The organism is Massilimicrobiota sp. mt181 (assembly GCF_055420065.1).
In genome coordinates this window covers 1-23,304 of the sequence record NZ_JBVAYN010000032.1, presented here as the reverse complement: position 1 = coordinate 23,304, position 23,304 = coordinate 1, and the positions used below count along the sequence as shown (strand labels likewise).

Sequence of the window (23,304 nt, the reverse complement as noted above, 5' to 3'; positions counted from 1 at the left end):
ATCCTGTCGATGTTTTTACAAATGTTGCTCCTGCTTGAACTGCAAGCTGACATGCTTTGATTTTTTCTTCATCAGTTAATAGACAAGTCTCTATAATTACTTTCACGCAATGCCCTTCACTAGCGCGAACAACAGCTAATATATCCTGATAGACAGTTTCTGTATCACCACTTTTTAAAGCTCCTATATTGATAACCATATCTACCTCATCAGCTCCCTGACGAATAGCTTCCTGTGTTTCAAATGCTTTAACAGCAGATGTTGTTGCTCCTAAAGGAAAACCAATCACGGTACATACACGTACTGAACTTTCTTTTAAATATTTTGCACAATAAGAAATCCATGCAGGATTAACACAAACTGACGCAAAATCATATTGAATAGCCTCTTCACATAATTTTGTAATCTGTTGTTTTGTTGCATCTGGTTTTAATAAAGTATGATCAATATACTTATTCAATTTCTTCTCCATTATCTTCATCTCCTTTAAAAATTTTATCAATAGCCTCTAAAGCTACGTATTTATCTCCTGGATAAGGATTATTTCCAACTGCCGATGCCATAAATTGTTCATGACCTTTACCCAGAATCAAAATGATGTCACCACGATTGGCAATTTCAATAGCCTGCTCTATCGCAATGCGACGATCTTCTATGATAACACTCACGGGCTTTTCAATATATTTTTGAATATCCAAGCATATATCCTGAATATCCTCATCACGATTATCTTCAGCGGTTAAAATAACCTGATCACAATATTGATTTGCTAGTTTTCCAATTTTTTGTCGCTTGTTATAATTTTTCTTCCCTGGTGCTCCAAAAACAGCTATAATACGACCATTTGTTTTGACTTGTTGAGCAAATTGGAAAACTTTCTCATAACTTTTTACGTGCTGGCAATAATCTACAATAACATGAAATGGATACGGATGTTTTAATAATTCCATACGCCCATCAACACCATGAACATTTTCAATCATTTCAATAATTTGCAAAACAGGTATTTCTAAAGCTAGTAAGGTCGTGACCACTGCTAGAACATTAGAAATATTAAAACGCGCAAGAACCGGCACAGAAACATGTCTCAGTTCATCATGTATCTGCAAGTCAAATTCACTATGATCAATAAAAAGCTCTATATTTCTAGCCATAACATCTGATTTATGTTCAATTCCATAAGTTAACACATGACAATTTAATTGATCTTTAACAAGCGTATAAAAACGAACTTCGTCAGTATTTAAAATAGCATAACCTTTCTCATCTAACATGGAAAATAATTTTGCTTTTGAGGCCATCAGATGTTCCATAGTTCCATGAAAATCAAGGTGTTCCTCATAGACATTAGTAAAAATAGCAATATCAAAATGCACCCCATCTACCCTTTTTAAAGCTAATCCATGACTTGAGACTTCAAGCGTTACTCCTTTGACATCTTTTTTCACCATATCATTGAGATGCCTTTGTAAAAAGATGGTTTCTGGTGTTGTATAAGGGCATTGCTCAATAATACCCGCATATTCAATGTTATTGGTTCCAATATATCCCATTTTTAAAAATTTCGATAATATATCTTTAATCATCAATGCAACAATAGTTTTCCCACTTGAACCAGTCACACCAATAACCGTCATTTTATGACTGGGATGATCATAAAACAAATCTGCCACACGATTCAATTCATCTAATACATTATCAACTTTAATGTATAACACATCTTTATGTTTATAAGTTAATGGCTTAGAATAAACAATACATTTAGCACCTTGAAAAATAGCATCTTCAATATATTTATGTCCATCAACACTCAAACCATCAACACAAAAGAAAATAGAATCTTTTCCAACATATCTTGAATCACTATGAATAGAATTGATTTTAAAATCTTCATCCACTGGAAACAATTCATTAATTCTTTTCATCAATTACACTTCCTATCAATACAGTATCATCACATTGCTCAATACGAATACGATATATATGACCAATAGAATCAAGTGGTAATTTTGTCTTGACTTTTAAATAATTGGATGCATGTCCTACCATATAGTCATCTTCTTTTTCTTCTATTAAGACTTCTAAAACACGTCCAATCTGTTGCTGTGCAAATTCACTTTGTAATTTATGAGACAAATCCATTAATGATTTCACACGCTCATGCTTTATTTTCCCATTAATTTGATCTTTCATTTTGGCTGCTGGTGTTCCCTGACGTGGTGAATATGGGAAAACATGTAATTGATTAAAATGCATATCCTTGATCCACTGATAAGTCTTTTGAAAATCCTCATCTGTCTCCCCTGGGAAACCAACAATGACATCCGTTGTAATGGAAAGAGATGGGAGTTTTTCTTTTAATTCAAAAAGTTTTTCAGCAAATTCAGCTGTTGTATAATGACGATTCATCTTTTTAAGAATTTTATCACATCCTGATTGGATAGGAATATGCAGATGATCAACAATAATAGGTGATTTTGCAATCAGATCAATAATTTCATGTGAAATCTGGCTCATTTCAATAGAAGAAATTCTTAATCTTTTCAATCCCTTGATTTGTGTTGTTAAATCAACCAATAAATCATAAAAACTATAATCATCAAAATCCTGACCATACCCCGCTGTATGAATACCTGTCAAAACAATTTCTACAAAACCATGATTAACCAGTTTTTGTGCCTGCTTCAATACACTTTCTTTATCTCGTGAACGAATACGTCCTCTAGCATAAGGAATAATACAATAGGTACAAAAATTATTACAACCATCCTGTATTTTCAAAAAAGCTCTCGTATTTCTCGTAAACTCATCAATATCTAAATCTTCAAAACGACTGAGTTTCATGACATCCGCAACATGAATAACTGTTTGATGCGTACGCTGATATTCTTCCACAAATTCTACGATACGATTTCTAAATTGAGTTCCTAATACTACGCCAACCCCTTCTATTTGAGCCACTTCTTCACTTGCGACCTGACTATAACAACCAACAACACATACTGTTGCCTGTGCATTTTGTCGAATTGCTTTACGAATCATCTGACGTGATTTAGAGTCTCCCGTATTTGTGACTGTACATGTATTAATAACATAAACGTCTGCTTTTTCCTTAAAATCTACTGCTTCATATCCTGCATCATGAAAAAGCTTTAACATAGCTTCAGACTCATATGTATTGACTTTACATCCTAAAGTTAAAAACGCAACTGTTTTCATAAAATTCCTTTCTATTTATATTTTTTTGCTATTTTCTTATAATTTTTTAAAGAAATATATTCTAAATCTTTTAATTTTTCCAGACACTCACTATATTGATAACTTTCAATATCATAGGCAATAGCCTTGACATCATCTAAACAAACATCTTTATTTGCTTTTTCGTCCTGAATAATCACTTTATTTAAAAATTCATGGTTTTCTTTTTTGAAAATATAGATAGTTTTCAGTTGATCAAAGTATAGACAAATATGTCTATGATCTTCATAGACGTTTTGCAAAGAAGAAAATGCACTACGGAAAAGAGAATATCCATACATCTCTATGGGAGTCTGTAAAGTAACTTTAAAATTTTGAATATATTCACGATGCTGTTTCAATAAAAGCATCTGATAATCATGAGTATATCTCTGATTGACAAAAGGTTCCAAGTACGGGATATATATAGTCACCTGACTTTGTGCATCTTCAAAATGAGGTGCTGTTTTTAAAAGTTCTGCAATATCATTATTAAACATTTTCTGCTTTTCATCATAATTCAGATAATCTAATAAATCATAGTGCTGATTTAAGAAACCTTCATAAATATTTTCAATCTGATTTTGCGTCAATAAACCTCGATATATAATTTCATAAGCGAATAAATCAAAATCCGTTTTTATTTTTCCTGATAAACCCATTTTTTCTAAAAAAGGCTGATGAGTTTCAATATCCTGATATAATTTTGTTTTAGAAATCGGTATATCCTTTCCTATTTTATTAAGATGCTCTATAAATCCCATGATGCCATCAACTCCCTACTAAATCCAATAACACTTAACATATATAATGGTGCTGTTTCACTTCTTAAAATTCTTTTTCCTAAAGAACAAGGTCGAATTCCATATGACTTCATTTTTTCTATTTCATTTTCATCAAACCCACCTTCAGGACCCACAATGATTGTGATGGTGTGATAATCCTGTTTCAGTGTTTTAGCAAATACTGAATGTTCACCATTTTTACTTTCTTCTTCATAAGCCACTACATTGACATCTGAAAGATATTGAGTAAGCTCATCAATCTTTACTAAAGGCGTCAACTCTGGCACAATCTGGCGACAAGATTGTTCACTAGCTTCCTTTAAAATACGTAAATAACGTTCTCTTTTTTTCTCAAACGTCTGCTTATCTGTTTTAATAATACTTCTTTGTGAAAGAAAAGGAATAATTCTTGCAACACCTAATTCTGTTGCTTTTTGTAAAACCCATTCAAATTTATCATTTTTAGGTAATCCATATATCAAAGTCACTTGAACATCTAATTCATTGTTTTCAATAATTTCTTGTTTTTGTTGAAGTATTCCTTTTTCAATATCAATAATTTCATATATATATACATGCTGATCCGGCAAAATACAAATCACTTCTTGACCATTACGATAACGCATAACACGTTGCATATGTTTATGATTATAGGAATCCACATGAATAAACGATCCATTTATATTTTCTGAACTGATAAAATATCTTTGCATAACTTCCTCCTTTGGCTATTCTATCACATTTTATCGAAGATAAAAAGAAAAACAATTTTACCCAAGAAGAGATAAACAAAAAAGATTAGTAACTTTGACATTACTAATCTCTATTTTTACATTTTTTGAATAACAAATTGTTGATTCTGATAATCTATCAAAATAGAATCATCTTTTTTAATATTGCCTTTAATCATTTCTTTTGCAACTAAAGTTTCAATATGTCCTTGAATGAAACGTTTAAGTGGTCTTGCCCCAAATGTTGGATCAAAACCTTCATTGGCAATTTCTTCTTTGGCTGTATCACTGACTTGAACTGTAATATTTTGTTGTTCAAGACGATGAGAAAGCTGTGCAATAAATTTATCAATGATTTTATAAACAACCTGATGATCTAATGAATTAAACATAACAATTTCATCAATACGATTTAAAAATTCTGGTTTGAAATGTGTTTTTAATTCATTTTCAACTTCACTTCTTGTTTCTTCATTATTTCCTTGAAGTAAATATTGTGAACCAATATTAGATGTCATAATAATGATTGTATTTTTGAAGCTAACAACATTACCTTTAGAATCAGTAATACGACCATCATCTAAGACTTGAAGTAAAACATTGAAGACTTCTGGATGTGCTTTTTCGATTTCATCAAGCAAGACAATACTATATGGAGCACGTCTCACTGCTTCCGTTAATTGTCCACCTTCTTCATATCCAACATAACCTGGAGGTGCTCCTAACAAACGAGAAACACTGAATTTTTCCATATATTCACTCATATCAATACGGACAATATTCTTTTCACTATCAAATAATTGTTCTGCTAGACTTTTGGCAACTTCTGTCTTACCAACACCTGTTGGACCAAGGAACATAAATGATCCAATAGGACGATTTTCATCGTTGATTCCAGCACGTGATCTTAAAATAGCATCACAAATTTTTTCAATAGCTTCATCTTGACCAATAACTCTTTTTCTTAACGTATCATCAAGATGTAATAATTTTTCTCTTTCAGATTCCATTAATTTGTGAATTGGAATACCTGTCCATCTGGCAATCACTTCACTCACTGTATCGACATTAACTTTTTCCTGCAGTAAAGCATCTTCTGATTCTTGAGACTGATAATCAGAGATTTCTTTATTAATTCTTGGTAATGTTTCATACTTGATTTTTGAAGCTTCTTCCAAATTACCTTCTGTTTCATATTTATCTTTAAGAGCTTCATATCTAACTTTTTGATCTTTAAGTTCTTTAATATGATCTAAAGCTTTCTTTTCTTCTTTCCATTTATCTGTTAAACCAGTGACTTGCTCATCTAAAGAGGCAATACGACTTTTAATTTCATTCAATCGTTTTTCATTATCTTCATTCTTATCTTCTTTTTCAATAGAAATACGTTCCATTTCTAAACGATTTTTTTCTCTGGTAATAACATCTAGTTCTTCTGGCAATGAGTCAATTTCCATACGTACAGAAGCACATGCTTCATCAATTAAATCAATCGCTTTATCTGGTAAGAAACGATCTGTAATATAACGTTCACTCATATTCACTGCTGCAACAATAGCACTATCTGTAATTTGAACACCATGATGAGATTCAAAACTATCTTTTAAACCACGTAAAATAGCAATCGTATCATCAGTATCTGGTTCTTCTACTTGTACTTTTTGGAAACGTCTTTCTAAAGCCGCATCTTTTTCAATATACATACGATATTCATCTAATGTTGTCGCACCAATACAATGAAGTTCACCACGGGCTAACATTGGTTTTAATAAGTTAGCTGCATCCATAGCACCATCAGTTTTTCCAGCTCCAACAAGCTGATGAATTTCATCAATAAATAAGATGATATTTCCTTCGGATTTTTTAATTTCATTTAAAACAGCTTTTAATCTTTCTTCAAATTCTCCACGATATTTAGCTCCGGCTACTAATGCTCCTAAATCCAATTCATAAAGCGTTTTATTTTGCAGACTGACAGGAACGTCATTTTTAAAAATACGCCAAGCCAATCCTTCAACAATCGCTGTTTTACCAACACCTGGTTCACCAATAAGTATTGGGTTGTTTTTTGTTTTACGTGATAAAATTTGTATAACACGTCTAATCTCTTCATCACGTCCAATCACAGGATCTAATTTCCCATCTTTCACATCTTGAATCAAATCACGACCATATTTTGTTAAAACTTCATATTGATTTTCTGGTTGAGGATTATTCACCATATGACCACCTCTCATTTCTTTAATAATTTTTTCTATTTCTTTTTTATTTAAATGATATTGACGAATTAAATCCTGAACAAAAGTTGATTGTACTTCAAACATTGCCATAATCAAATGTTCAACACTTGTATATTCATCTTTATAATCATTCATAACTTTTTGAGCTTTTATCAACAATTGATTTAAATCATATGATATTCTTAACTGAGACTCATCAACACCATCAACTCTTGGTTTTTGTTGTTGCTTATTTCTTAAAAAAGTCGTCAGCTGTTGAATATCTACGTTTGCTTTTGTCAGTACACGGTATAAAATACCGCCGGTATCATCTAATAACGCTAATAAAAAGTCTTCTATATCAACAACCTGAGAAGACATTGCTAAAGTTTGCTGCATAGCTTTTTGCAAAGCTTCCTGCATAGCAGTTGTCCATTTTTCTATATTCATCTTTCTCACTCCTTTAGCACTCATTATCTCCAAGTGCTAACTATAGTATACCACTTTTTCTGGCACTGTCAACACCAGAGTGCTAAATTTTCATTTTTTACAAAAAAATCTTTAGGAAGTAATTCCTAAAGATCATATTTTTTTAATATTCCTACTCCTATTGGATAAGGCCCTGTATGTACACCAATGGTTGCTCCAATCTGTTGTATCAAGATAGGTTCATGAAAACCAGGGAATTCCTGCATCAAAAGATTGTTTAGACTTTCTTTGAATTTTTCTCCTTCTTCCCTATCATAGCCATAACCGACACAAAGTCGATAATCAGATGGAGATAAATGGTTATCTTTAAAATATTTGATCGTATAGTCTAGGACTTTCTTTTTCGATTTTTCTCGACCACGTGTCACTCCCATCGCAAAGATTTCACCATCATGCAGCACTATTAATGGTCTAATACCAAGTGTTTTCGCAGCAACACCAGCCACTTTACCTATACGTCCTCCATGAATCAAATATTCAAAATTGCCAACCGTAAAGAAAATACGCCCTGTTGATTTGATTTCCTCTATTTTTGACACAACATCTTCGTAAGTGTATCCAGCCTCTTTCATTTGAGCCGCTTCAATCACAAGTAATCCCTGTAAAACTGTATTCACTGTTGCATCTATCACGGTTATTTTTTGATTAGGGTATTGCTCTTCCAACATTTGTTTTGCATTCATGGCACTATTATAAGACCCTGAAAATTTTGTTGTAATACATATACAGATAATATCTTGCTGTTGATTTAAAACATTTGTAAAAACTTTTATATAATCCTCAATAGATGGCATAGACGTTTTAGGAAAGACTTCTTTATGATCAACCATATATTGATAAAAGTCATGAACATGAATATCTTCTTTTTCTTTTTGATAATGTTGACCGTCAATTGTTATATAAAACGGAACAACTTGAAGATTATACTTTTCAATAATTGCTTGCTCTAAATCACATGAACCATCTGAAATAATCTGGTACATATCCATTCCTCCCTTCTTACATTATGATTTTGATTGTATCAAAAGAATAGGCTGTGTGGTTTTGATAATAGCATGATCCTCATTCATTTGATTGGATACGCATAACGGATCATCTCGTTTTAAATGGTAATGATGAAGTGGATAATGACATTCTTTTAAACTGATTATACTTTCATCAAAAGCAAATACTGAAAAGTAATGATAGTCTTCTTTCATGATTTTATGTTCCCCTGGCTGTAAAACATAGATTTTGTTCCACTCATCATAAACTGTTATTTTGATGTTTTGATATTTTTCCAATAAGCAGAGTATCGCCATGAAATGATCTATACGTTTATGTGTCACACCATACAAATCAATCTCATCATATCCCTGCTTGCATGCATATTGAATCGCAAGAGCAGTATCCGTATCATCTTTAATACTAGAAAAGCGCTGAATACTTAAATGTTGAAGAATCTGTTCATCTTCAATAGAATCCATATCACCAATAGCTAAGATAGGAATAATCCCTTGATGATATAAATGAATAACCCCTTGGTCAACACCAATATAGTCCACCGACAAATCTTTAACAGTTCCTACATCTATACTACAATAAATACCTATTTTCATTTTAATTGATTAATAGCTTCCTTTCTATCAGGTGCTTGGAAAACATAACTTCCAGCAACTAGAACATCAACACCTGCATCTTTACATAACTTTCCAGTTTCAGCATTAATGCCACCATCAACTTCAATCAAATAAGAACGATTTTGATGTAATTGTTTTAATTGTTGAATCTTTTCAATGGCCTGTTCCTGAAATTTCTGTCCACCAAAGCCAGGTTCAACACTCATAACCAGTACCAAATCGAGTTCATCTAAATATTTTTCAATAGCTTCTATAGGTGTAGCTGGTTTGACACTTAATCCTACTTGAACATGTTGAGCTTTCACATGATGAATAAATTCTCTTACAGACTCTTCATTTTCGAATGCTTCTATGTGAGCAGTTATAGATGATGCATGTGCTTTTATAAATTCATCAACATATTTCATGGGATTTGTAATCATTAAATGTACATCTAAATATAAATCACTTACCTTGGAAATATCATTTAAAATACTATAACCAAATGAAATATTAGGAACAAAATGTCCATCCATAACATCATAATGAATCCAATTAGCTCCACATTCTTTTATAGAATCCAAATCTTTTTTTAATTCTGCAAAATTTGCTGATAATACTGATGGTGCAACCTTAACCATATTTTTTCTCCTTTAATAATTTACTTTCTTTTAAAAACGTTAAATAATGTTCATATCTTTCTAAAGAAATCCTTCCATCATGAACAGCCTCTTTGACTGCACAATGTGGTTCACTTTCATGTAAACATCCTCTAAATTTACACTGTGATGAAAGCTCTGCAAAATCATGATAGCTTTTGGCCAAATCAACCGGTTCGATATACAGATCCAAAGATGAAAAGCCTGGTGTATCTGCAACATAGCCTTCATACATTTTCAAAAGTTCAACATGTCTCGTCGTATGTTTTCCTCGACCTAAGGCTTTAGAAATCTCATTTGTTTCAATCTTTAAGTGAATATCTAAAGCATTCAAAAGACTAGATTTTCCGACACCACTTTGTCCCGTTACAACTGTAATCTTATCTTTAAAAAGCAGCTTAATATCTTCAACACCATAATTCTGCTTTGAACTGACATATAAAACCTGATAACCTGCCTCTTCATAAGGAGACATGATTCTTTTGATTGTCTCTTCATCTACCAAATCTATTTTAGACACACAAATAACAGGATAAATATTTTCATGCTCAATTAAGATAAGAAAACGATCTAACAGCAAAGTATTCATATCAGGTTCTTTAGCAGAAAATACAAGCAAAGCCTGATCAACATTTGCAATAGGTGGTCTTACGAGACTATTTTGACGGGGCATGATTTGAAAAATATAACCCTCATCTTGATTTTCAATAGAAAACTCACAATAATCACCTACTAACGGCTTTAATTCATCTTTTCTAAATTTTCCTCTAGCTCTACACTGATAAACCTTTCCCTGTGATTCTACATAATAAAATCCTGATAACGATTTGATAATTTGTCCTTTTTTCATTTTTTACCTACCTTATTGTGTTGGAGTTTCTGTTGTTGGTTGAGAATTTGCAGGTGTATCGGTACTTGGTGTAGTCGTTGTATTGTTCGTATTATTGTTTTCTGTTGGTGTCTCAGGAATTTCTGGCTTTGTATTATAATAATACAATGTAATTTCCTCACCCTTTTTATAAACAGTTGTAAAAGCATCAAGAGATTGTCTTTCAACAACATTAATTTTCATTGTTTTAATCTCTTCTACCGAAGTTGGAGGATCTAAAACACTTAACTTTACAACAAACCCGGCATCTTCTAAAATACTTTTTGCTTTTGTAATGTCTTGTCCATATACATTTGGAACTTCAGCCTGATAACCTTGCGAAACAACAAACGTAATTGTTTTATTTGTACTATTAGGATCAACTTTTTCTCCTTCTTCCAAAGACTGTTCAAGAATAGTCCCTTTTGAAGATTCATCAATACGACTTTCCTGATTCACTTCAAAACCTAATTCTTCAAGTTCAGCAGCCACTGTATCATAACTTTTCCCAACATAATCTTCAATAACAATGTATTTTCCTGATGAAACCACAAGACTCACTTCATCACCTTTTTTAACCATTGTTTTCGCAACTGGATCACTTTCAATAACAATTCCATCTTCTACTGTATCACTTAACTCATAAGTAATATGATCAGCAACCTTCAATTCCTGTTGTTCTAGTAATGTTATTGCTTCTTCCTCTTTCAAATTCACAACATCTGGCATTTCAAATGACTGTGCCGGTTGAAGAAATAAGAAGTAAATCGCCAATAAAACAACTAACGCTGCAATAATGCTACCACCGATAATCAACATCATCTTTTTCTTGGAACGTTTAGGTTTCTCATTTTCATCTTCAGTTTCATCAACTGGTAAATGAGGTTGAGACTGTGTAAAGAAATCTTTATCTTCAGCAACTATAGTTGCTAAATCATCGTCTTCTTCATAAACAAATGAAATTTTTTCATCATTGAGGTGTTCAGCATCTAAACAATGATTTAAATCATCTAACATTTCTGAAGCACTCAAATAACGATCTTTTATATTTTTGGCAGTAGCTTTGATAATAATATTTTCAACAGATTGAGGAATAGATGGATTAAAACTACGTACTGATGGAATTTCATCCCTCATATGTTTTAAAGCAATATTAACAGGTGATTCTCCATTAAAAGGAACTTCTCCTCTTAAAAGTTCATAAAAAACAATTCCTAAAGCATAAATATCACTTTGTGCTGTAGCTTTTTCCCCACGTGCAATTTCTGGTGCCAAATAATGCAAAGACCCCATGATTGTATCTGTTTGCGTGACTTGAGATAAGGATTGAATAGAGGCAATTCCAAAATCTCCAATTTTAACAACACCACTATCTGTAACCATGATATTTTGTGGTTTTAAATCACGATGAATAATACCAATAGAATGTGCTTTAGCTGTTGCACTGACAACCTGTTTCATAATATCAACAGCTTCTACATAATGCAAAGCTCCTCGCTTATGAATTAATTCTTTTAAGGTTTGTCCAGGCACATATTCCATGACAATATAATAATCATCATTTTCATCACCAACATCATAGATTTTCACAATATTTTTATGTGATAAGGCTGCTGCAGCACTTGCTTCACGATGAAAACGCGTAACATACACAGGATCACCTGTGAGTGAAGAACGCATAATTTTCACAGCAACCGTTCTTTTTAATATCAAATCTTCAGCTTCATACACATCAGCCATTCCACCCTGACCAATTAATTTTGTTAATTGGTATCGTCCAGCAATGATTTTATTGATTTGACTCATAAATGAACAACTCCTTTTGTAGATATAAGTGCAAAACTAATATTGTCCTGTCCTCCATATTGCTTTGCTGTTTCAATTAATTGACAGGATTTCTTTTGAATATCTTCTTGAGAACACAGAATCTGAACAATTTGTTCATCACTTAATGAATTATATAATCCATCTGAACACACTAATAAGAAACCATTTTCGATCTGTTTTTCAAGAAATGACGGATTTAAACTATCACTGACTCCAACAGCCTGTAAAAGAATATTTTTTTGAGGATGAATTTTTGCTTCGGCCTGAGATATAGTCCCAGAATCAACAAGAACATTCACTAAAGTATCATCTTTTGTTAATTGTTCCAATCCATTATTCATCCAATAGACACGAGAATCTCCAACATGTGAAATATAAACCATATCATCAACACAAAGAACTAAAGCTATGGTTGTTCCCATACCTTCATATTCCGGAGATTCATGACTTTTGAGTTGGACTTTTTGATGAGCATGCTCAATAGAAGCCATAATCCAGTTTTTTATATCATCATGATCATGAAATGATGATATATTTTGATAACTTTCAATAATATCATCACAAACCATTTGTGAGGCAATTTCACCAGCCTTATGTCCACCCATTCCATCACAGAGAACAACTAAACCTTCATGCTCACTCTTTTGATGAAAACGTACATAATCCTGATTGACTTTTCTGACACATCCAATATCACTTTTTGTTATGATCAACATGCTTATCACCTACTTTCTTGGCACGCAGTTGACCACATGCCCCATCAATATCTCGTCCATGTTCCTTACGTAAAGTCACATTGATTTTTAAACGTAATAATTCGTTTTTAAATGCTTCAACATCTTTCATACTAGATTGCTGATATCCATGCTCATCAACAGCATTATATGGAATCAGATTCACATATGCATTCAACCCTCTCATATAATGGGCAAGCTGTCTGGCATGCTTAAGTTCGTCATTGACTCCTTTTAAAAGTATATATTCAAAAGTAACACGACGATTTGTTTTTTGAATATAGTTTTCAAGTGTTTTTCTTAACACATCCATTGGATAACGTTTATTAATTGGCATCAGCTGATTTCTGATTTCATCATTAGGTGCATGTAAAGAAATAGCCAGATTACTTTGAATACCTTCATGTGCATATTTTTCAATTTGCTCACACAATCCACAAGTTGAAATCGTAATATGACGCGCACCAATGGCCAATCCCTTAGGATGATTGATGATACGTACAAAGTCCATAACAGCATCATAGTTATCAAATGGTTCTCCAGTTCCCATAACAACAACATGACTCACACGTTCCCCTGTATCATGCATCACTGTTAAAATCTGATTAACCATTTCCCCAGCCGTGAGATTTCTTTGTTTTTTTAAAAGACCACTCGCACAAAAACGACATCCCATATTACATCCTAGCTGACTGGTTACGCATAAACTTCTTCCGTAATCATGAATCATTAATACAGTTTCTATAAAGCCTCCATCTTTAAGCTTTAAAAGATATTTGATTGTATCATCTTTTGAAACTTGTTTTTCTTCAATCTTTAAAGGTCCAATGTCATAAAAATCTGCTAATTTTTCTCTTAAAGCCATTGAAAGATTATTCATCTGATCAAAGGATTGTACATTTTGGCGATAAAGCCATTCAAAAACTTGGGTTGCTCTAAACTTCTTCTCACCAAACTGTAAGAATTCCTCAATCATCTGCTCTTGAGTATAATCATAAATTGATTTCATATTTTCATTCCTTTTCCAACAAACACATATAAAAGCCATCACTATGATACTGATAAGGCAAAATTGTTAATTCTTTTCTTTTTTTCATATCAGGATATTTAGTTATGAATTTTGCTATTTGTTTTTCATTTTCTTTTTTATTGATTGTACAAGTACTATATACAATATTACCACCTTTTTTCAATAAAAAATATGCATTTTCCAATAATTTTTCCTGGATAATCATAATTTCATCCATAGCTGAACTATCTTGATATTTAATTTCTGGTTTTCTTGCTAAAACACCTAAACCACTACAAGGTGCATCACATAATATTTTATCAAATGTCAAAGGTGGATAAATGTCTTTTAACAAAGTAGAATCATGAACATGGGTTTGAACATTTTTCACATGCAAACGTTCTAATTGTTGTTTAACCAAATTCATTTTATGTTCATATAAATCATAAGCTTCGATTTTTCCTTTATTATTCATCAACATTGCCAAATGAGAGGTCTTGCTACCAGGGGCACTACACATATCTAAAACATAATCATTCTCTTTTGGATTTAAAAGACGTGCTACTAATTGACTTGATTCATCCTGAATCGTGACATATCCATGTACAAATTCATCCGTTGAGGCGATATGATGCCCTGTATAATAAAGTCCATCCGGCGATAATTGGGCTGCTGTCCATTGAGGATTTTTGAGAATATCTTCTTTTGTAGATAAAAGCGTATTCACTCTTGCACAATGAGAGGGAACTTCATGAAAGGCATAAAAAATCTGAGATGTTTCTTCAAATCCATACTGCTTGCTTAACATCTTTACTAGCCATAAGGGATGACTCGTTTCAATAGATAGTTTTTCTTCTTTGGATAAACCATCAAAAGAATATGAAGATTGAAAAACATTCTGCAATACAGCATGAATAAAATTAGCCGTCTTTTTTCCTTTTTTTCTCTTGGCGAGTTCCACAGCCTCATTAATAATAGCATAATCTGGAATAGCATCCATTTTTTCATGCTGATAAAGGCTCATCAACAAAAGCATTTTTTCATAAGTCTTTACACGACCTTGTATATGTGGTTTTAAAATATATTCTAAAAGCAATAAATTTTGTACTGTCCCATAGACAACTCTTGTGATGAAATCTTTTTGTTGTCTTGTTAAATCATAACGTTGAAAATAAGTGTTAAGGGTTAAATTTAAATAACTTTGATTTTGTTTATATTTTAATAAAATTTCTAATGCAAGTTCTCTTTCCATAATTATATCTGTGAGTACGGATTAAAATCACAAACGACTCTTACCTTTCCTTTTTGTTGTTTATTATAATAATCATTCATAACATTCAATGCATCATATATATCTTGAGAATGCAAAAATTTCACCAGTATGCGTTCACGATAAATATCTTGCATTTTATAGATTGTACTTTTAGCAGGACCTAAAACAATTGTTTGCTGACTATGAGATAACAAATAATTTTTCACATCCAAAGCAACCTGATGAATCAAATTCTCATGTGGTGATTGAATCAAGATACTGACCATATGACAATATGGTGGATATTTTGCCTTTTGACGATATTTCATTTCCTGATAAAAAAAAGTCTTATAGTCATGATGAGCTGCACATGTAATAGCATAATGATCAGGATTATAGGTTTGAATAATGACATGTCCTTGTTTATGTCCCCTGCCACTTCGCCCTGAAACCTGACATAATAACTGAAATGTTCGTTCACTAGCACGAAAGTCAGGAATATTCAAACTTAAATCAGCATTTAGAACACCTACAAAAGTCACATCTTCAAAATCCAATCCCTTTGCAATCATTTGTGTTCCTAGCAATATATTGCCTTCTTTTTTTCTAAATTTTTCTAGTAGCTTTAAATGTCCATTTTTCTGACGTGTTGTGTCCACATCATAACGAATCACTTTTGCTCCCACAAAAGTCTTTTCTATTTCTTCTTCAATTTTCTGTGTCCCATATCCAATACTCTTTAAATGTGTTGAACCACAATGAGGACAAACTCGAGGATAATCTATCATATATTCACAATAATGACATTTTAATTTATGTTCACTACGATGATCTGTTAAAGTGACATCACAATGAGGACATTTTAAAACCTCTCCACAATCCTGGCATTGCACATAAGTGGCATAACCTCTCTTATTCAACAAAAGTATGATTTGTTCTCCTTTATCTAAGGTTGTCTGAATGCTTTTTCTCATTTGACGAGAAAATAAAGAATAATTACGATGCCTCGTTTCTTGAATCATATCAACAATTTCTACTTTGGGTAATGGTTTTTGATTAATGCGATGTGGCAATTCATATAAATCATATACTCCTTTCATCGCACGTGCATAGCTTTCAAGAGAAGGTGTTGCACTTCCTAAAACCACACTGGCATGATGTGTCTTGCCTCTCATTTTGGCAATTTGTGAGGTCAGATAACGAGGCTTTGATTCCTGTTTATAACTGGCATCATGCTCTTCATCAAGAATAATCAGACCAATATTCTCTAAAGGTGCAAAAACGGCTGATCTCGCCCCTACAACAACTTTCACTTCCTGACGTTTAATACGTCGATATTCATCATATTTTTCTCCCTGTGATAAACGTGAATGTAAAATAGCAACCTGATTGCCAAAACGCTGTCTAAACACTTCAACCATCATGGGCGTTAAAGAAATTTCTGGCACCAGCATCATCACTGATTGATTGTGATGAATATAATGTGCTGCCAAAGTCAGATAAACCTCTGTTTTCCCAGAACCAGTCACACCATGCAATAAGGCAACTCTTCCTTGATGTGCCAATATACCATCCACAACCTTTTTTTGATCATCCGTGAGTTGCACAGGTTGATATTCATGCTGAAGAGAAAAAGGCTGACGATAAACTTCTTTTTCATAAATTTGAATTAAGCCTTGTTTTTCAAGATTGTTTAATAATCCTCGACTATATGGTATATCTTTCAATAAGATATCAGGATGTTGATCTAAATATTCTAAACATTCCTGCTGTTTTGTTGTTTTTGCCTGATGATGAGATATGACTTGTACAGCCAATTGTTTTTTGATACCTACCGCTTGATGAGTGCCAGGTTTAAGTTGTGTTGGCAGCATCGCCTGCAAACACGAAATACGTGGAGATAAAGTCATTTTGGATAACTGATGAGCCAAATTCTGAAGTTCCTCATTTAATAAAGGCTCTTCATCAATGACTTTCAAAATATATTGATATTGAAATCCAGCTTTTTTTTCAAGTTCTTCTTGTGATAGAGAAGTTTCCTCTATTGCTTCTACATAACCTATAATTTTCTGATATCCAAAACGAATCCAAACACGAATACCTACCATTAATTTCTTATGACTTAAATAATCAAATGTAGTATCCAGTGAATGAACAGGATGTTCTACAAGCACTTTGACAATGTACATATCTTCACCACCTATTGCTTTATTTTATCATAAATCAAAACTTTTTAAAACAACTCATTCATTCTTATGGAAATGAAAAACAGTCAATAATGACTGCTCATATATATTTCTATTATTTTGTCTGATAACGTTCTTCACCCCACCATGAAGGAATCAGCTCTTTTAATGTGATTGTTTCTCGTGTATCAAAATTAACCATAATTTCCATGTCTTCATTTTTCTTATTCAACTGCATAAAAAATTCACGACAGGCACCACAAGGCATTCCACTTCCTCCACCATATGGAGGTTGAGCTCGAAATGCAATCATTCTTTTGACAACTGTCTGCCCACTTTTCATATACATATGAAGGGCTGCAACTCTTTCAGCACATAAATCCATAACACCACTACAGCTTTCTATACAGAAGCCTGTATAAATATCACCATTTTCTGCTTCTAATGCACAAACAACATGATGTGCATAGATAAAAGGTGATACCTCCTGAGGATGATATTCTTCTTTAGCTTTCAAATATAATTTTTCCCAAATATCCATAACCTACATTTTCTCCAATTTCTCCAGATCCTGATCTCTCACATATGATTCCATATAACCACATTTTTTACAAATATATTGTTCAACCTTAAGTTTACGATAATCTGTAATCACATCATGGTAAGCATTACGTTTCAAAACACCATTCGATGAAACAAAAAGAATATCTTGACTTTGACATTTTGGACAACATTGATTTTTCTTCATCAAAACACCCTCCTTATACCATTTATTATGGCATACGCATCAAGGGAAGTCTATATCTTTTCATCAACAAAAAAAACACCATATGGTGCTTTATAAATTTTCTTTAATAATTTCTGCGATTCTTTCTTTTGCTGCAACAACATCATCATTTTCTACAACATATTTATATTCATCTTTTGTTGCAATTTCTTTTCTCGCCTTAGCAAGTCTTTCCTGAACAATACTTTCCTCTTCTGTACGACGACCACGAATACGACGTTCTAGTTCTTCAAGTGATGGAGGTACTAAAAATATTGTTAATGCATGAGGACATTTGGCCATAACCTGTAAAGCGCCCTGTACTTCAATTTCTAAAACAACATTTTTCCCTTCATTCAATAATTCTTCCACATGAAACTGAGGAGTACCATAGTAATTTCCTACAAATTTGGCATATTCCAATAATTCTCCATTTTCAATCTTTTCTTTAAATGTCTCTTCACTCACAAAAAAGTAATCTACACCATCTTTTTCATTAGGACGAGGCTTACGTGTTGTCATTGATATTGAATAAGCTAGATTCAAACTTTCATCTTTAAACAACTCCTGACGAACCGTTCCTTTCCCAACACCACTTGGCCCACTCAAAATAATCAAAAGCCCTTTTTTCAATCTCTCCACCATCCTTTGAAACAATGTTACATGAATGTAACTTTAATGTCAATTCTTTTTGAAATATGTTATACTATTTATCGGTGATAAAATATGGCTTATGATGGAATGATGTTATCTCGTGTTGTTGAACAACTTCAAAATCAAATCACACGAGGAAGAATTAATAAAATATATCAAATTTCACAATATGAACTTTTATTTCATATTCGTTCTCAAAGAGAAAATGTCAAACTATTGATTTCTATACATCCAGTTTATGCAAGAATTCAATTGACACATCTCAATTATCCAACTCCAGCAACTCCTAATGCATTGACCATGCTTTTAAGGAAACATCTGGAAGGTGCTTATATTGAACGTATTTCACAAGTTGGATTAGATCGTATTGTAGATATTGAATTCATTGGTGTTAATGAACTTAAGGATACAGTGAAATATCATGTTTATATTGAAATCATGGGTAAACATTCAAACACTATTATAACTCATGATAACAATAAAATTATTGATTGTTTAAAACGTGTTTCTCCTTCTATGAGTTCACGTATTTTACAACCTGGTGCAATTTATCAAAAACCACCACTTATCCCTAAGAAAAATCCATTTATTGATGGATGGATAGAAACCGATAATCTGACAAAAACATATCAGGGATTCTCTCCTGAATTATCTAGAGAAGTCTTATATCGTTTAGAACATCAAGAAAAATTTGAAGATATTATGCTTCAAATTCAAAACTCGCACAATTTATACATTCATCAATATCAGGACAAAGAATATTTCCATGTGATTCCATTGACACATCTACAATGTGACTATCAGGTTTATTCTTTATTTGATGGATTAGATGAACATTATCATTTAATTGATGAAAAAGATCGCATTAAACAACAGACTTCTGATTTAGGAAAATTTATTCACAATGAATATCAAAGAAATGTCAGTAAATTAAATAAATTGAAACAAACATACTTTGAATCACAAAATAGTGATGATTTACGTATTAAGGGAGATTTATTATTCGCTAATTTGAATCTCATCACAAAAGGTCAAAAAGAAGTAACAGTTGAAAATTATTATGATGGGACAATGATCACTATTGAACTTGATGAAAGATATGATGGTAAAACCAATGCCAATAAATATTATGCAAAATACCAAAAAGCAAAAAAAGCGTTATCACATCTCCAAGAACAAATGAAAATCACTGAAGATGAAATTCATTATTTTGATACGCTTATGACTATGATGGAAAACGCTTCTTACTATGATGCTTTAGAAATTAAAGAAGAACTAGAAAATTTAGGTTATCTTAAAAAGAAAAAAGCAAAACAAGTTCATCGTCCTAAAAAACTACATATAGAAACTTATCTGACAAAAGATAACATTAAAATATATGTAGGCAAGAATAATCTGCAAAACGATTATCTTACCTTTAAAATAGCTTCAAAAAACGATATGTGGTTTCATGTTAAAGATATGCCTGGAAGCCATGTTGTTGTGCATAGTGAAAATTTAGATGAATATACTATTCGTCTAGCCAGCAAAATTGCTGCATATTTTTCTAAAGGTAAACACAGTTCTTCAGTTCCTGTGAATTACACTCTTGTCAGAAATTTGAAAAAAATGCAAGGTGGTAAGCCTGGCCAAGTCATACTTTCACATTATTCAACGATTTATATTGATCCTGATGAAACCATTTTTAACGACATGAACAAGATGAATTCATAGATGAAGCATTCATAAAAGTTTGTTCATATACAGGATAAAATACTGGATAATACATACAATGGTTGACACGACGGCATTCAATTGGACAAATGACCGGTTGCTCAACTGGTGTAACTTGGTTTGTTATGCAAACTCTTCTAGGAGCTACCAATGGCTGTGGTCTAGGACAACCATTGACATTTCCAAAATTCATTGAATTTCCATAGGCCATTTGACCCTGGCATGAATTCATATTTTGGCAACCGCAAGATTGTTGAAACATAATATCCCTCCTTCACTATATTGTATGTGAAACAAAGAAAAGAGGTAGGGCAAATGAAAGGAGTTTAATCATGAAATTAATTGAGTGGAATTGTTTTGATGAAATTTCAGCATATACCACATGTGCTTATGACGAAAAACATCGTCTGATGAATATGAGTTATAACGGTATCGATGACAAGCAAGTTTTAGTCAATCGTCAACAACTTGCTCAAACATTAAATACCGACTTATCACATATGGTTGCAACACTACAGCAACACACAACAAACTTTATTAAAGTCAGCTTGCAAGATGGCGGTAGAGGTATGCTGAGCAAAGATGATGCCTTTCAAGGTTATGATGCCATGTATACACGTGATAAGCATTTGTGGCTTTGGACTTTTCATGCTGACTGTTGTCCCGTTTTATTATATTGTCGTGACCAAAAAATTGTGGCTGCCATCCATTCTGGATGGAAAGGAACAGTTGGCGAAATTGTTGGAAAAGTTGCCCATCATCTTATTTCACATGAGCAATGTCAACCTGAACAAATGTATGCCTATATAGGTCCTTCCATTGAACAGAGAAATTTTGAAGCCAGAGATGATATTATTGATTTGGTTAAAAACATGTCTTTTGATACGCACTCTTTTTATACCAAAAAAGAAGATGGTGCTTATCTATTAAATCATAAAGAACTGATTCAACAACAACTTCTTCAGCTTCGTGTGCCTAAACAGAACATAACTATTTCTCCATATTGTACAATAGAAAATGAGGACCTTTTCTTCTCCTATCGTCGAGATAAAAGTCCTCATCGTCAAATCACATTAATTTCTCTTAAGTAACCTTTGCTGGTTACTTTTTATTATCTCATGCATAGCTGTTGGAATATAGTCAATCAGTTTTGAAGGAATCACTGTATAAGCAGTTTCAGCTAGATGATCTCCAGCATAACCATGGATGAAAACACCTAACATGGCAGCCTGTAAAGCACTATATCCCTGTCCTACAAAACTTGTAATCATCCCCGCCAAAACGTCTCCCATACCTCCTGTTGCCATTGCTTTATTTCCCGAAAAAATACGATAGGACTCATAACCATTGGTCACAATTGTATAAGGCCCTTTTAAAACAAGGACAACGTGATATTTCAAAGCAAAATCTCTAGCAACAACCAGCATATCATCATCGTCTTTAAAATCACATAAGCGTCTGAACTCACCCAAATGTGGTGTTAAGATGATATCACGCTTTTGTGTTTTCAATAAATCAATATGAGCCGATAAAATCGTTAAAGCATCTGCGTCTATCACCAGAGGCTGACTAGTTTTTTCTAACACATCTATAACATAGCGATAGCTTTCTAAACTCTGTCCTAACCCACAGCCAATAAGAAGTGCATCATATTTAGCCAAGTCTTCTTTTAATAAAATAGGTGCTCTTATAACAGCAGTCGCTTCAGGGCAGAAATGTGTTAAAGATTGGATGACCTCAGGTACACTCATCACAGTTGTAATGCCACTTCCACTGTAGACACAGCTTTTAGCACTTAATAGCGCGGCTCCTTTATACTCTGGACTCCCTGTAATTAGGCATGTATGTCCATAAGTTCCCTTATAGCCATCAAATATCCTATCTTTTAAAATGAAAGAGACATATTCTTCATCGGCTAGTTGATACAGTCCTGCTTCTTCACTGACATCTTCTAAATCGAGTTTTTCTACTATCACTTCACCTGTAAAATATTGACTATCAGGATTCAAAAAACCATTCTTTAATGCACTTAAAGTAATTGTCTTCGTTGCACTGACAACACTTTGATATGGCTTTCCACTATTACAGTCAAGTCCTGTTGGAATATCAACCGCAATAACTTCTTTATCATAAAACTGATTAATTCCCTCAATAACACCCTGATAGAGCCCTCTTGGAGAGCTATTTAATCCAAAACCAAACATGGCATCCACAATGGTGTCAGACGTTTTCATATGTTCTAATGTCTGATCTAGATTTTCTGCTTGAAAATGATAAACTTCTATAGATAAATCATAACATTTCTGTAGATAATAAGCGTTGGCTTGAGAAAGATGTTCATGATCTTCAAATATAAAGACTTTCACATGTTGCCCTTGCTGATACAATTTTATAGCTAAAGATAAACCATCAGCACCATTATTTCCTGGACCACATACAATGCTTAATGATTTGCCATCTATATGTTTTAATAAGCAATCACTTGCTTTATCAACCAACTCTTCTATTGTATACCCATGTTTTAATAAACATTCATCATATTTTTTCATTAATTGTTGACTACCAATATACATATCC

The 23,304-nt window shown here is 32.8% G+C and carries 22 protein-coding genes; 2 read left to right on the top strand and 20 right to left on the bottom strand.

The features are described 5' to 3' along the window. The 18 genes from deoC to gmk all read right to left on the bottom strand — a co-directional run. A partial coding sequence (deoC, locus tag ACZYT4_RS12820) for a deoxyribose-phosphate aldolase (protein WP_463786420.1) occupies positions 1 to 472 on the bottom strand: 472 nt, incomplete at its 3' end. Continuing rightward, positions 453 to 1,925, bottom strand: a complete 1,473-nt coding sequence (locus ACZYT4_RS12815) for a UDP-N-acetylmuramoyl-L-alanyl-D-glutamate--2,6-diaminopimelate ligase (protein WP_463786418.1) — start codon at positions 1,923 to 1,925, stop codon at positions 453 to 455. The genes deoC and ACZYT4_RS12815, both read right to left, overlap by 20 nt. Further along, positions 1,912 to 3,219 (bottom strand): tRNA (N(6)-L-threonylcarbamoyladenosine(37)-C(2))-methylthiotransferase MtaB, encoded by a 1,308-nt coding sequence (gene mtaB, locus ACZYT4_RS12810; protein ID WP_463786416.1) that lies wholly within the window; start codon positions 3,217 to 3,219, stop codon positions 1,912 to 1,914. Before mtaB ends, ACZYT4_RS12815 begins: the two co-directional genes overlap by 14 nt. An 11-nt stretch (positions 3,220 to 3,230) precedes the next feature. Then, entirely contained in the window at positions 3,231 to 4,001 is a 771-nt protein-coding gene (locus ACZYT4_RS12805; RefSeq protein WP_463786413.1) for a hypothetical protein, read from the bottom strand. Next, on the bottom strand, positions 3,989 to 4,735 hold the full coding sequence (locus ACZYT4_RS12800; protein ID WP_463786409.1) for an RsmE family RNA methyltransferase: 747 nt from the start codon (positions 4,733 to 4,735) through the stop codon (positions 3,989 to 3,991). The genes ACZYT4_RS12805 and ACZYT4_RS12800 overlap by 13 nt, the downstream gene beginning before the upstream one ends. 116 nt (positions 4,736 to 4,851) lie before the next feature. Beyond that, positions 4,852 to 7,422, bottom strand: a complete 2,571-nt coding sequence (locus ACZYT4_RS12795; protein WP_463786407.1) for an ATP-dependent Clp protease ATP-binding subunit — start codon at positions 7,420 to 7,422, stop codon at positions 4,852 to 4,854. A gap of 125 nt (positions 7,423 to 7,547) precedes the next feature. Further along, positions 7,548 to 8,444: a DegV family protein gene (locus ACZYT4_RS12790; RefSeq protein ID WP_463786405.1), complete on the bottom strand. Its 897-nt coding sequence runs from the start codon at positions 8,442 to 8,444 to the stop codon at positions 7,548 to 7,550. A 21-nt stretch (positions 8,445 to 8,465) separates the two neighbouring features. Beyond that, on the bottom strand, positions 8,466 to 9,059 hold the full coding sequence (locus ACZYT4_RS12785) for a thiamine diphosphokinase (RefSeq protein ID WP_463786403.1): 594 nt from the start codon (positions 9,057 to 9,059) through the stop codon (positions 8,466 to 8,468). Next, a complete protein-coding gene (gene rpe, locus ACZYT4_RS12780) occupies positions 9,056 to 9,700 on the bottom strand; it encodes a ribulose-phosphate 3-epimerase (RefSeq protein ID WP_463786400.1) in 645 nt (214 codons plus the stop codon). The genes ACZYT4_RS12785 and rpe overlap by 4 nt, the downstream gene beginning before the upstream one ends. Continuing rightward, positions 9,693 to 10,568 (bottom strand): ribosome small subunit-dependent GTPase A, encoded by an 876-nt coding sequence (gene rsgA / locus ACZYT4_RS12775; RefSeq protein WP_463786398.1) that lies wholly within the window; start codon positions 10,566 to 10,568, stop codon positions 9,693 to 9,695. The genes rpe and rsgA overlap by 8 nt, the downstream gene beginning before the upstream one ends. Before the next feature lie 12 nt (positions 10,569 to 10,580). Then, entirely contained in the window at positions 10,581 to 12,392 is a 1,812-nt protein-coding gene (pknB, locus tag ACZYT4_RS12770) for a Stk1 family PASTA domain-containing Ser/Thr kinase (RefSeq protein WP_463786396.1), read from the bottom strand. Next, the gene (locus ACZYT4_RS12765) at positions 12,389 to 13,129 is read right to left on the bottom strand and encodes a Stp1/IreP family PP2C-type Ser/Thr phosphatase (RefSeq protein ID WP_463786394.1); all 741 of its coding nucleotides are present in this window, start codon (positions 13,127 to 13,129) and stop codon (positions 12,389 to 12,391) included. The genes pknB and ACZYT4_RS12765 overlap by 4 nt, the downstream gene beginning before the upstream one ends. Continuing rightward, on the bottom strand, positions 13,107 to 14,156 hold the full coding sequence (gene rlmN / locus ACZYT4_RS12760) for a dual-specificity RNA methyltransferase RlmN (RefSeq protein WP_463786391.1): 1,050 nt from the start codon (positions 14,154 to 14,156) through the stop codon (positions 13,107 to 13,109). The genes ACZYT4_RS12765 and rlmN overlap by 23 nt, the downstream gene beginning before the upstream one ends. 4 nt (positions 14,157 to 14,160) lie before the next feature. Continuing rightward, entirely contained in the window at positions 14,161 to 15,408 is a 1,248-nt protein-coding gene (gene rsmB / locus ACZYT4_RS12755) for a 16S rRNA (cytosine(967)-C(5))-methyltransferase RsmB (RefSeq protein WP_463786389.1), read from the bottom strand. A 2-nt stretch (positions 15,409 to 15,410) separates the two neighbouring features. After that, positions 15,411 to 17,597 (bottom strand): replication restart helicase PriA, encoded by a 2,187-nt coding sequence (priA, locus tag ACZYT4_RS12750; protein WP_463786387.1) that lies wholly within the window; start codon positions 17,595 to 17,597, stop codon positions 15,411 to 15,413. 112 nt (positions 17,598 to 17,709) lie between these two features. Continuing rightward, complete coding sequence (locus tag ACZYT4_RS12745; RefSeq protein WP_463786385.1) at positions 17,710 to 18,135, bottom strand: cytidine deaminase family protein; 426 nt, start codon at positions 18,133 to 18,135, stop codon at positions 17,710 to 17,712. A 3-nt stretch (positions 18,136 to 18,138) separates the two neighbouring features. Further along, the gene (locus ACZYT4_RS12740) at positions 18,139 to 18,342 is read right to left on the bottom strand and encodes a hypothetical protein (RefSeq protein ID WP_463786383.1); all 204 of its coding nucleotides are present in this window, start codon (positions 18,340 to 18,342) and stop codon (positions 18,139 to 18,141) included. 90 nt (positions 18,343 to 18,432) lie between these two features. Further along, a complete protein-coding gene (gene gmk / locus ACZYT4_RS12735; RefSeq protein ID WP_463786381.1) occupies positions 18,433 to 19,005 on the bottom strand; it encodes a guanylate kinase in 573 nt (190 codons plus the stop codon). 81 nt (positions 19,006 to 19,086) lie between these two features. Here gmk and ACZYT4_RS12730 point away from each other — a divergent pair, with 81 nt between their 5' ends. After that, positions 19,087 to 20,727: an Rqc2 family fibronectin-binding protein gene (locus ACZYT4_RS12730; protein WP_463786379.1), complete on the top strand. Its 1,641-nt coding sequence runs from the start codon at positions 19,087 to 19,089 to the stop codon at positions 20,725 to 20,727. On the opposite strand, the gene ACZYT4_RS12725 is transcribed toward ACZYT4_RS12730, so the two are convergent. Beyond that, positions 20,699 to 20,989 carry a hypothetical protein gene (locus tag ACZYT4_RS12725; protein ID WP_463786376.1) on the bottom strand — a complete coding sequence of 97 codons (291 nt, stop codon included), beginning with the start codon at positions 20,987 to 20,989 and terminating at the stop codon, positions 20,699 to 20,701. The genes ACZYT4_RS12730 and ACZYT4_RS12725 overlap by 29 nt on opposite strands. A 70-nt stretch (positions 20,990 to 21,059) precedes the next feature. Here ACZYT4_RS12725 and pgeF point away from each other — a divergent pair, with 70 nt between their 5' ends. Further along, a complete protein-coding gene (pgeF, locus tag ACZYT4_RS12720) occupies positions 21,060 to 21,818 on the top strand; it encodes a peptidoglycan editing factor PgeF (RefSeq protein ID WP_463786374.1) in 759 nt (252 codons plus the stop codon). Here the strand turns inward: pgeF and ACZYT4_RS12715 are convergent. Continuing rightward, positions 21,801 to 23,304: NAD(P)H-hydrate dehydratase (locus tag ACZYT4_RS12715; RefSeq protein WP_463786371.1), on the bottom strand; the 1,504-nt coding region annotated here is incomplete at its 5' end. The two genes, pgeF and ACZYT4_RS12715, sit on opposite strands and share 18 nt — an antisense overlap.

What these genes read in the sequence shown, in the direction of transcription:
- ACZYT4_RS12815 (WP_463786418.1), bottom strand. Translation starts at nt 1,925, where the DNA reads ATGAAAAGAATTAATGAATTGTTTCCAGTGGATGAAGATTTTAAAATC.
- mtaB (WP_463786416.1), bottom strand. Translation starts at nt 3,219, where the DNA reads ATGAAAACAGTTGCGTTTTTAACTTTAGGATGTAAAGTCAATACATAT.
- ACZYT4_RS12805 (WP_463786413.1), bottom strand. Translation starts at nt 4,001, where the DNA reads ATGGGATTTATAGAGCATCTTAATAAAATAGGAAAGGATATACCGATT.
- ACZYT4_RS12800 (WP_463786409.1), bottom strand. Translation starts at nt 4,735, where the DNA reads ATGCAAAGATATTTTATCAGTTCAGAAAATATAAATGGATCGTTTATT.
- ACZYT4_RS12795 (WP_463786407.1), bottom strand. Translation starts at nt 7,422, where the DNA reads ATGAATATAGAAAAATGGACAACTGCTATGCAGGAAGCTTTGCAAAAA.
- ACZYT4_RS12790 (WP_463786405.1), bottom strand. Translation starts at nt 8,444, where the DNA reads ATGTACCAGATTATTTCAGATGGTTCATGTGATTTAGAGCAAGCAATT.
- ACZYT4_RS12785 (WP_463786403.1), bottom strand. Translation starts at nt 9,059, where the DNA reads ATGAAAATAGGTATTTATTGTAGTATAGATGTAGGAACTGTTAAAGAT.
- rpe (WP_463786400.1), bottom strand. Translation starts at nt 9,700, where the DNA reads ATGGTTAAGGTTGCACCATCAGTATTATCAGCAAATTTTGCAGAATTA.
- rsgA (WP_463786398.1), bottom strand. Translation starts at nt 10,568, where the DNA reads ATGAAAAAAGGACAAATTATCAAATCGTTATCAGGATTTTATTATGTA.
- pknB (WP_463786396.1), bottom strand. Translation starts at nt 12,392, where the DNA reads ATGAGTCAAATCAATAAAATCATTGCTGGACGATACCAATTAACAAAA.
- ACZYT4_RS12765 (WP_463786394.1), bottom strand. Translation starts at nt 13,129, where the DNA reads ATGTTGATCATAACAAAAAGTGATATTGGATGTGTCAGAAAAGTCAAT.
- rlmN (WP_463786391.1), bottom strand. Translation starts at nt 14,156, where the DNA reads ATGAAATCAATTTATGATTATACTCAAGAGCAGATGATTGAGGAATTC.
- rsmB (WP_463786389.1), bottom strand. Translation starts at nt 15,408, where the DNA reads ATGGAAAGAGAACTTGCATTAGAAATTTTATTAAAATATAAACAAAAT.
- priA (WP_463786387.1), bottom strand. Translation starts at nt 17,597, where the DNA reads ATGTACATTGTCAAAGTGCTTGTAGAACATCCTGTTCATTCACTGGAT.
- ACZYT4_RS12745 (WP_463786385.1), bottom strand. Translation starts at nt 18,135, where the DNA reads ATGGATATTTGGGAAAAATTATATTTGAAAGCTAAAGAAGAATATCAT.
- ACZYT4_RS12740 (WP_463786383.1), bottom strand. Translation starts at nt 18,342, where the DNA reads ATGAAGAAAAATCAATGTTGTCCAAAATGTCAAAGTCAAGATATTCTT.
- gmk (WP_463786381.1), bottom strand. Translation starts at nt 19,005, where the DNA reads ATGGTGGAGAGATTGAAAAAAGGGCTTTTGATTATTTTGAGTGGGCCA.
- ACZYT4_RS12730 (WP_463786379.1), top strand. Translation starts at nt 19,087, where the DNA reads ATGGCTTATGATGGAATGATGTTATCTCGTGTTGTTGAACAACTTCAA.
- ACZYT4_RS12725 (WP_463786376.1), bottom strand. Translation starts at nt 20,989, where the DNA reads ATGTTTCAACAATCTTGCGGTTGCCAAAATATGAATTCATGCCAGGGT.
- pgeF (WP_463786374.1), top strand. Translation starts at nt 21,060, where the DNA reads ATGAAATTAATTGAGTGGAATTGTTTTGATGAAATTTCAGCATATACC.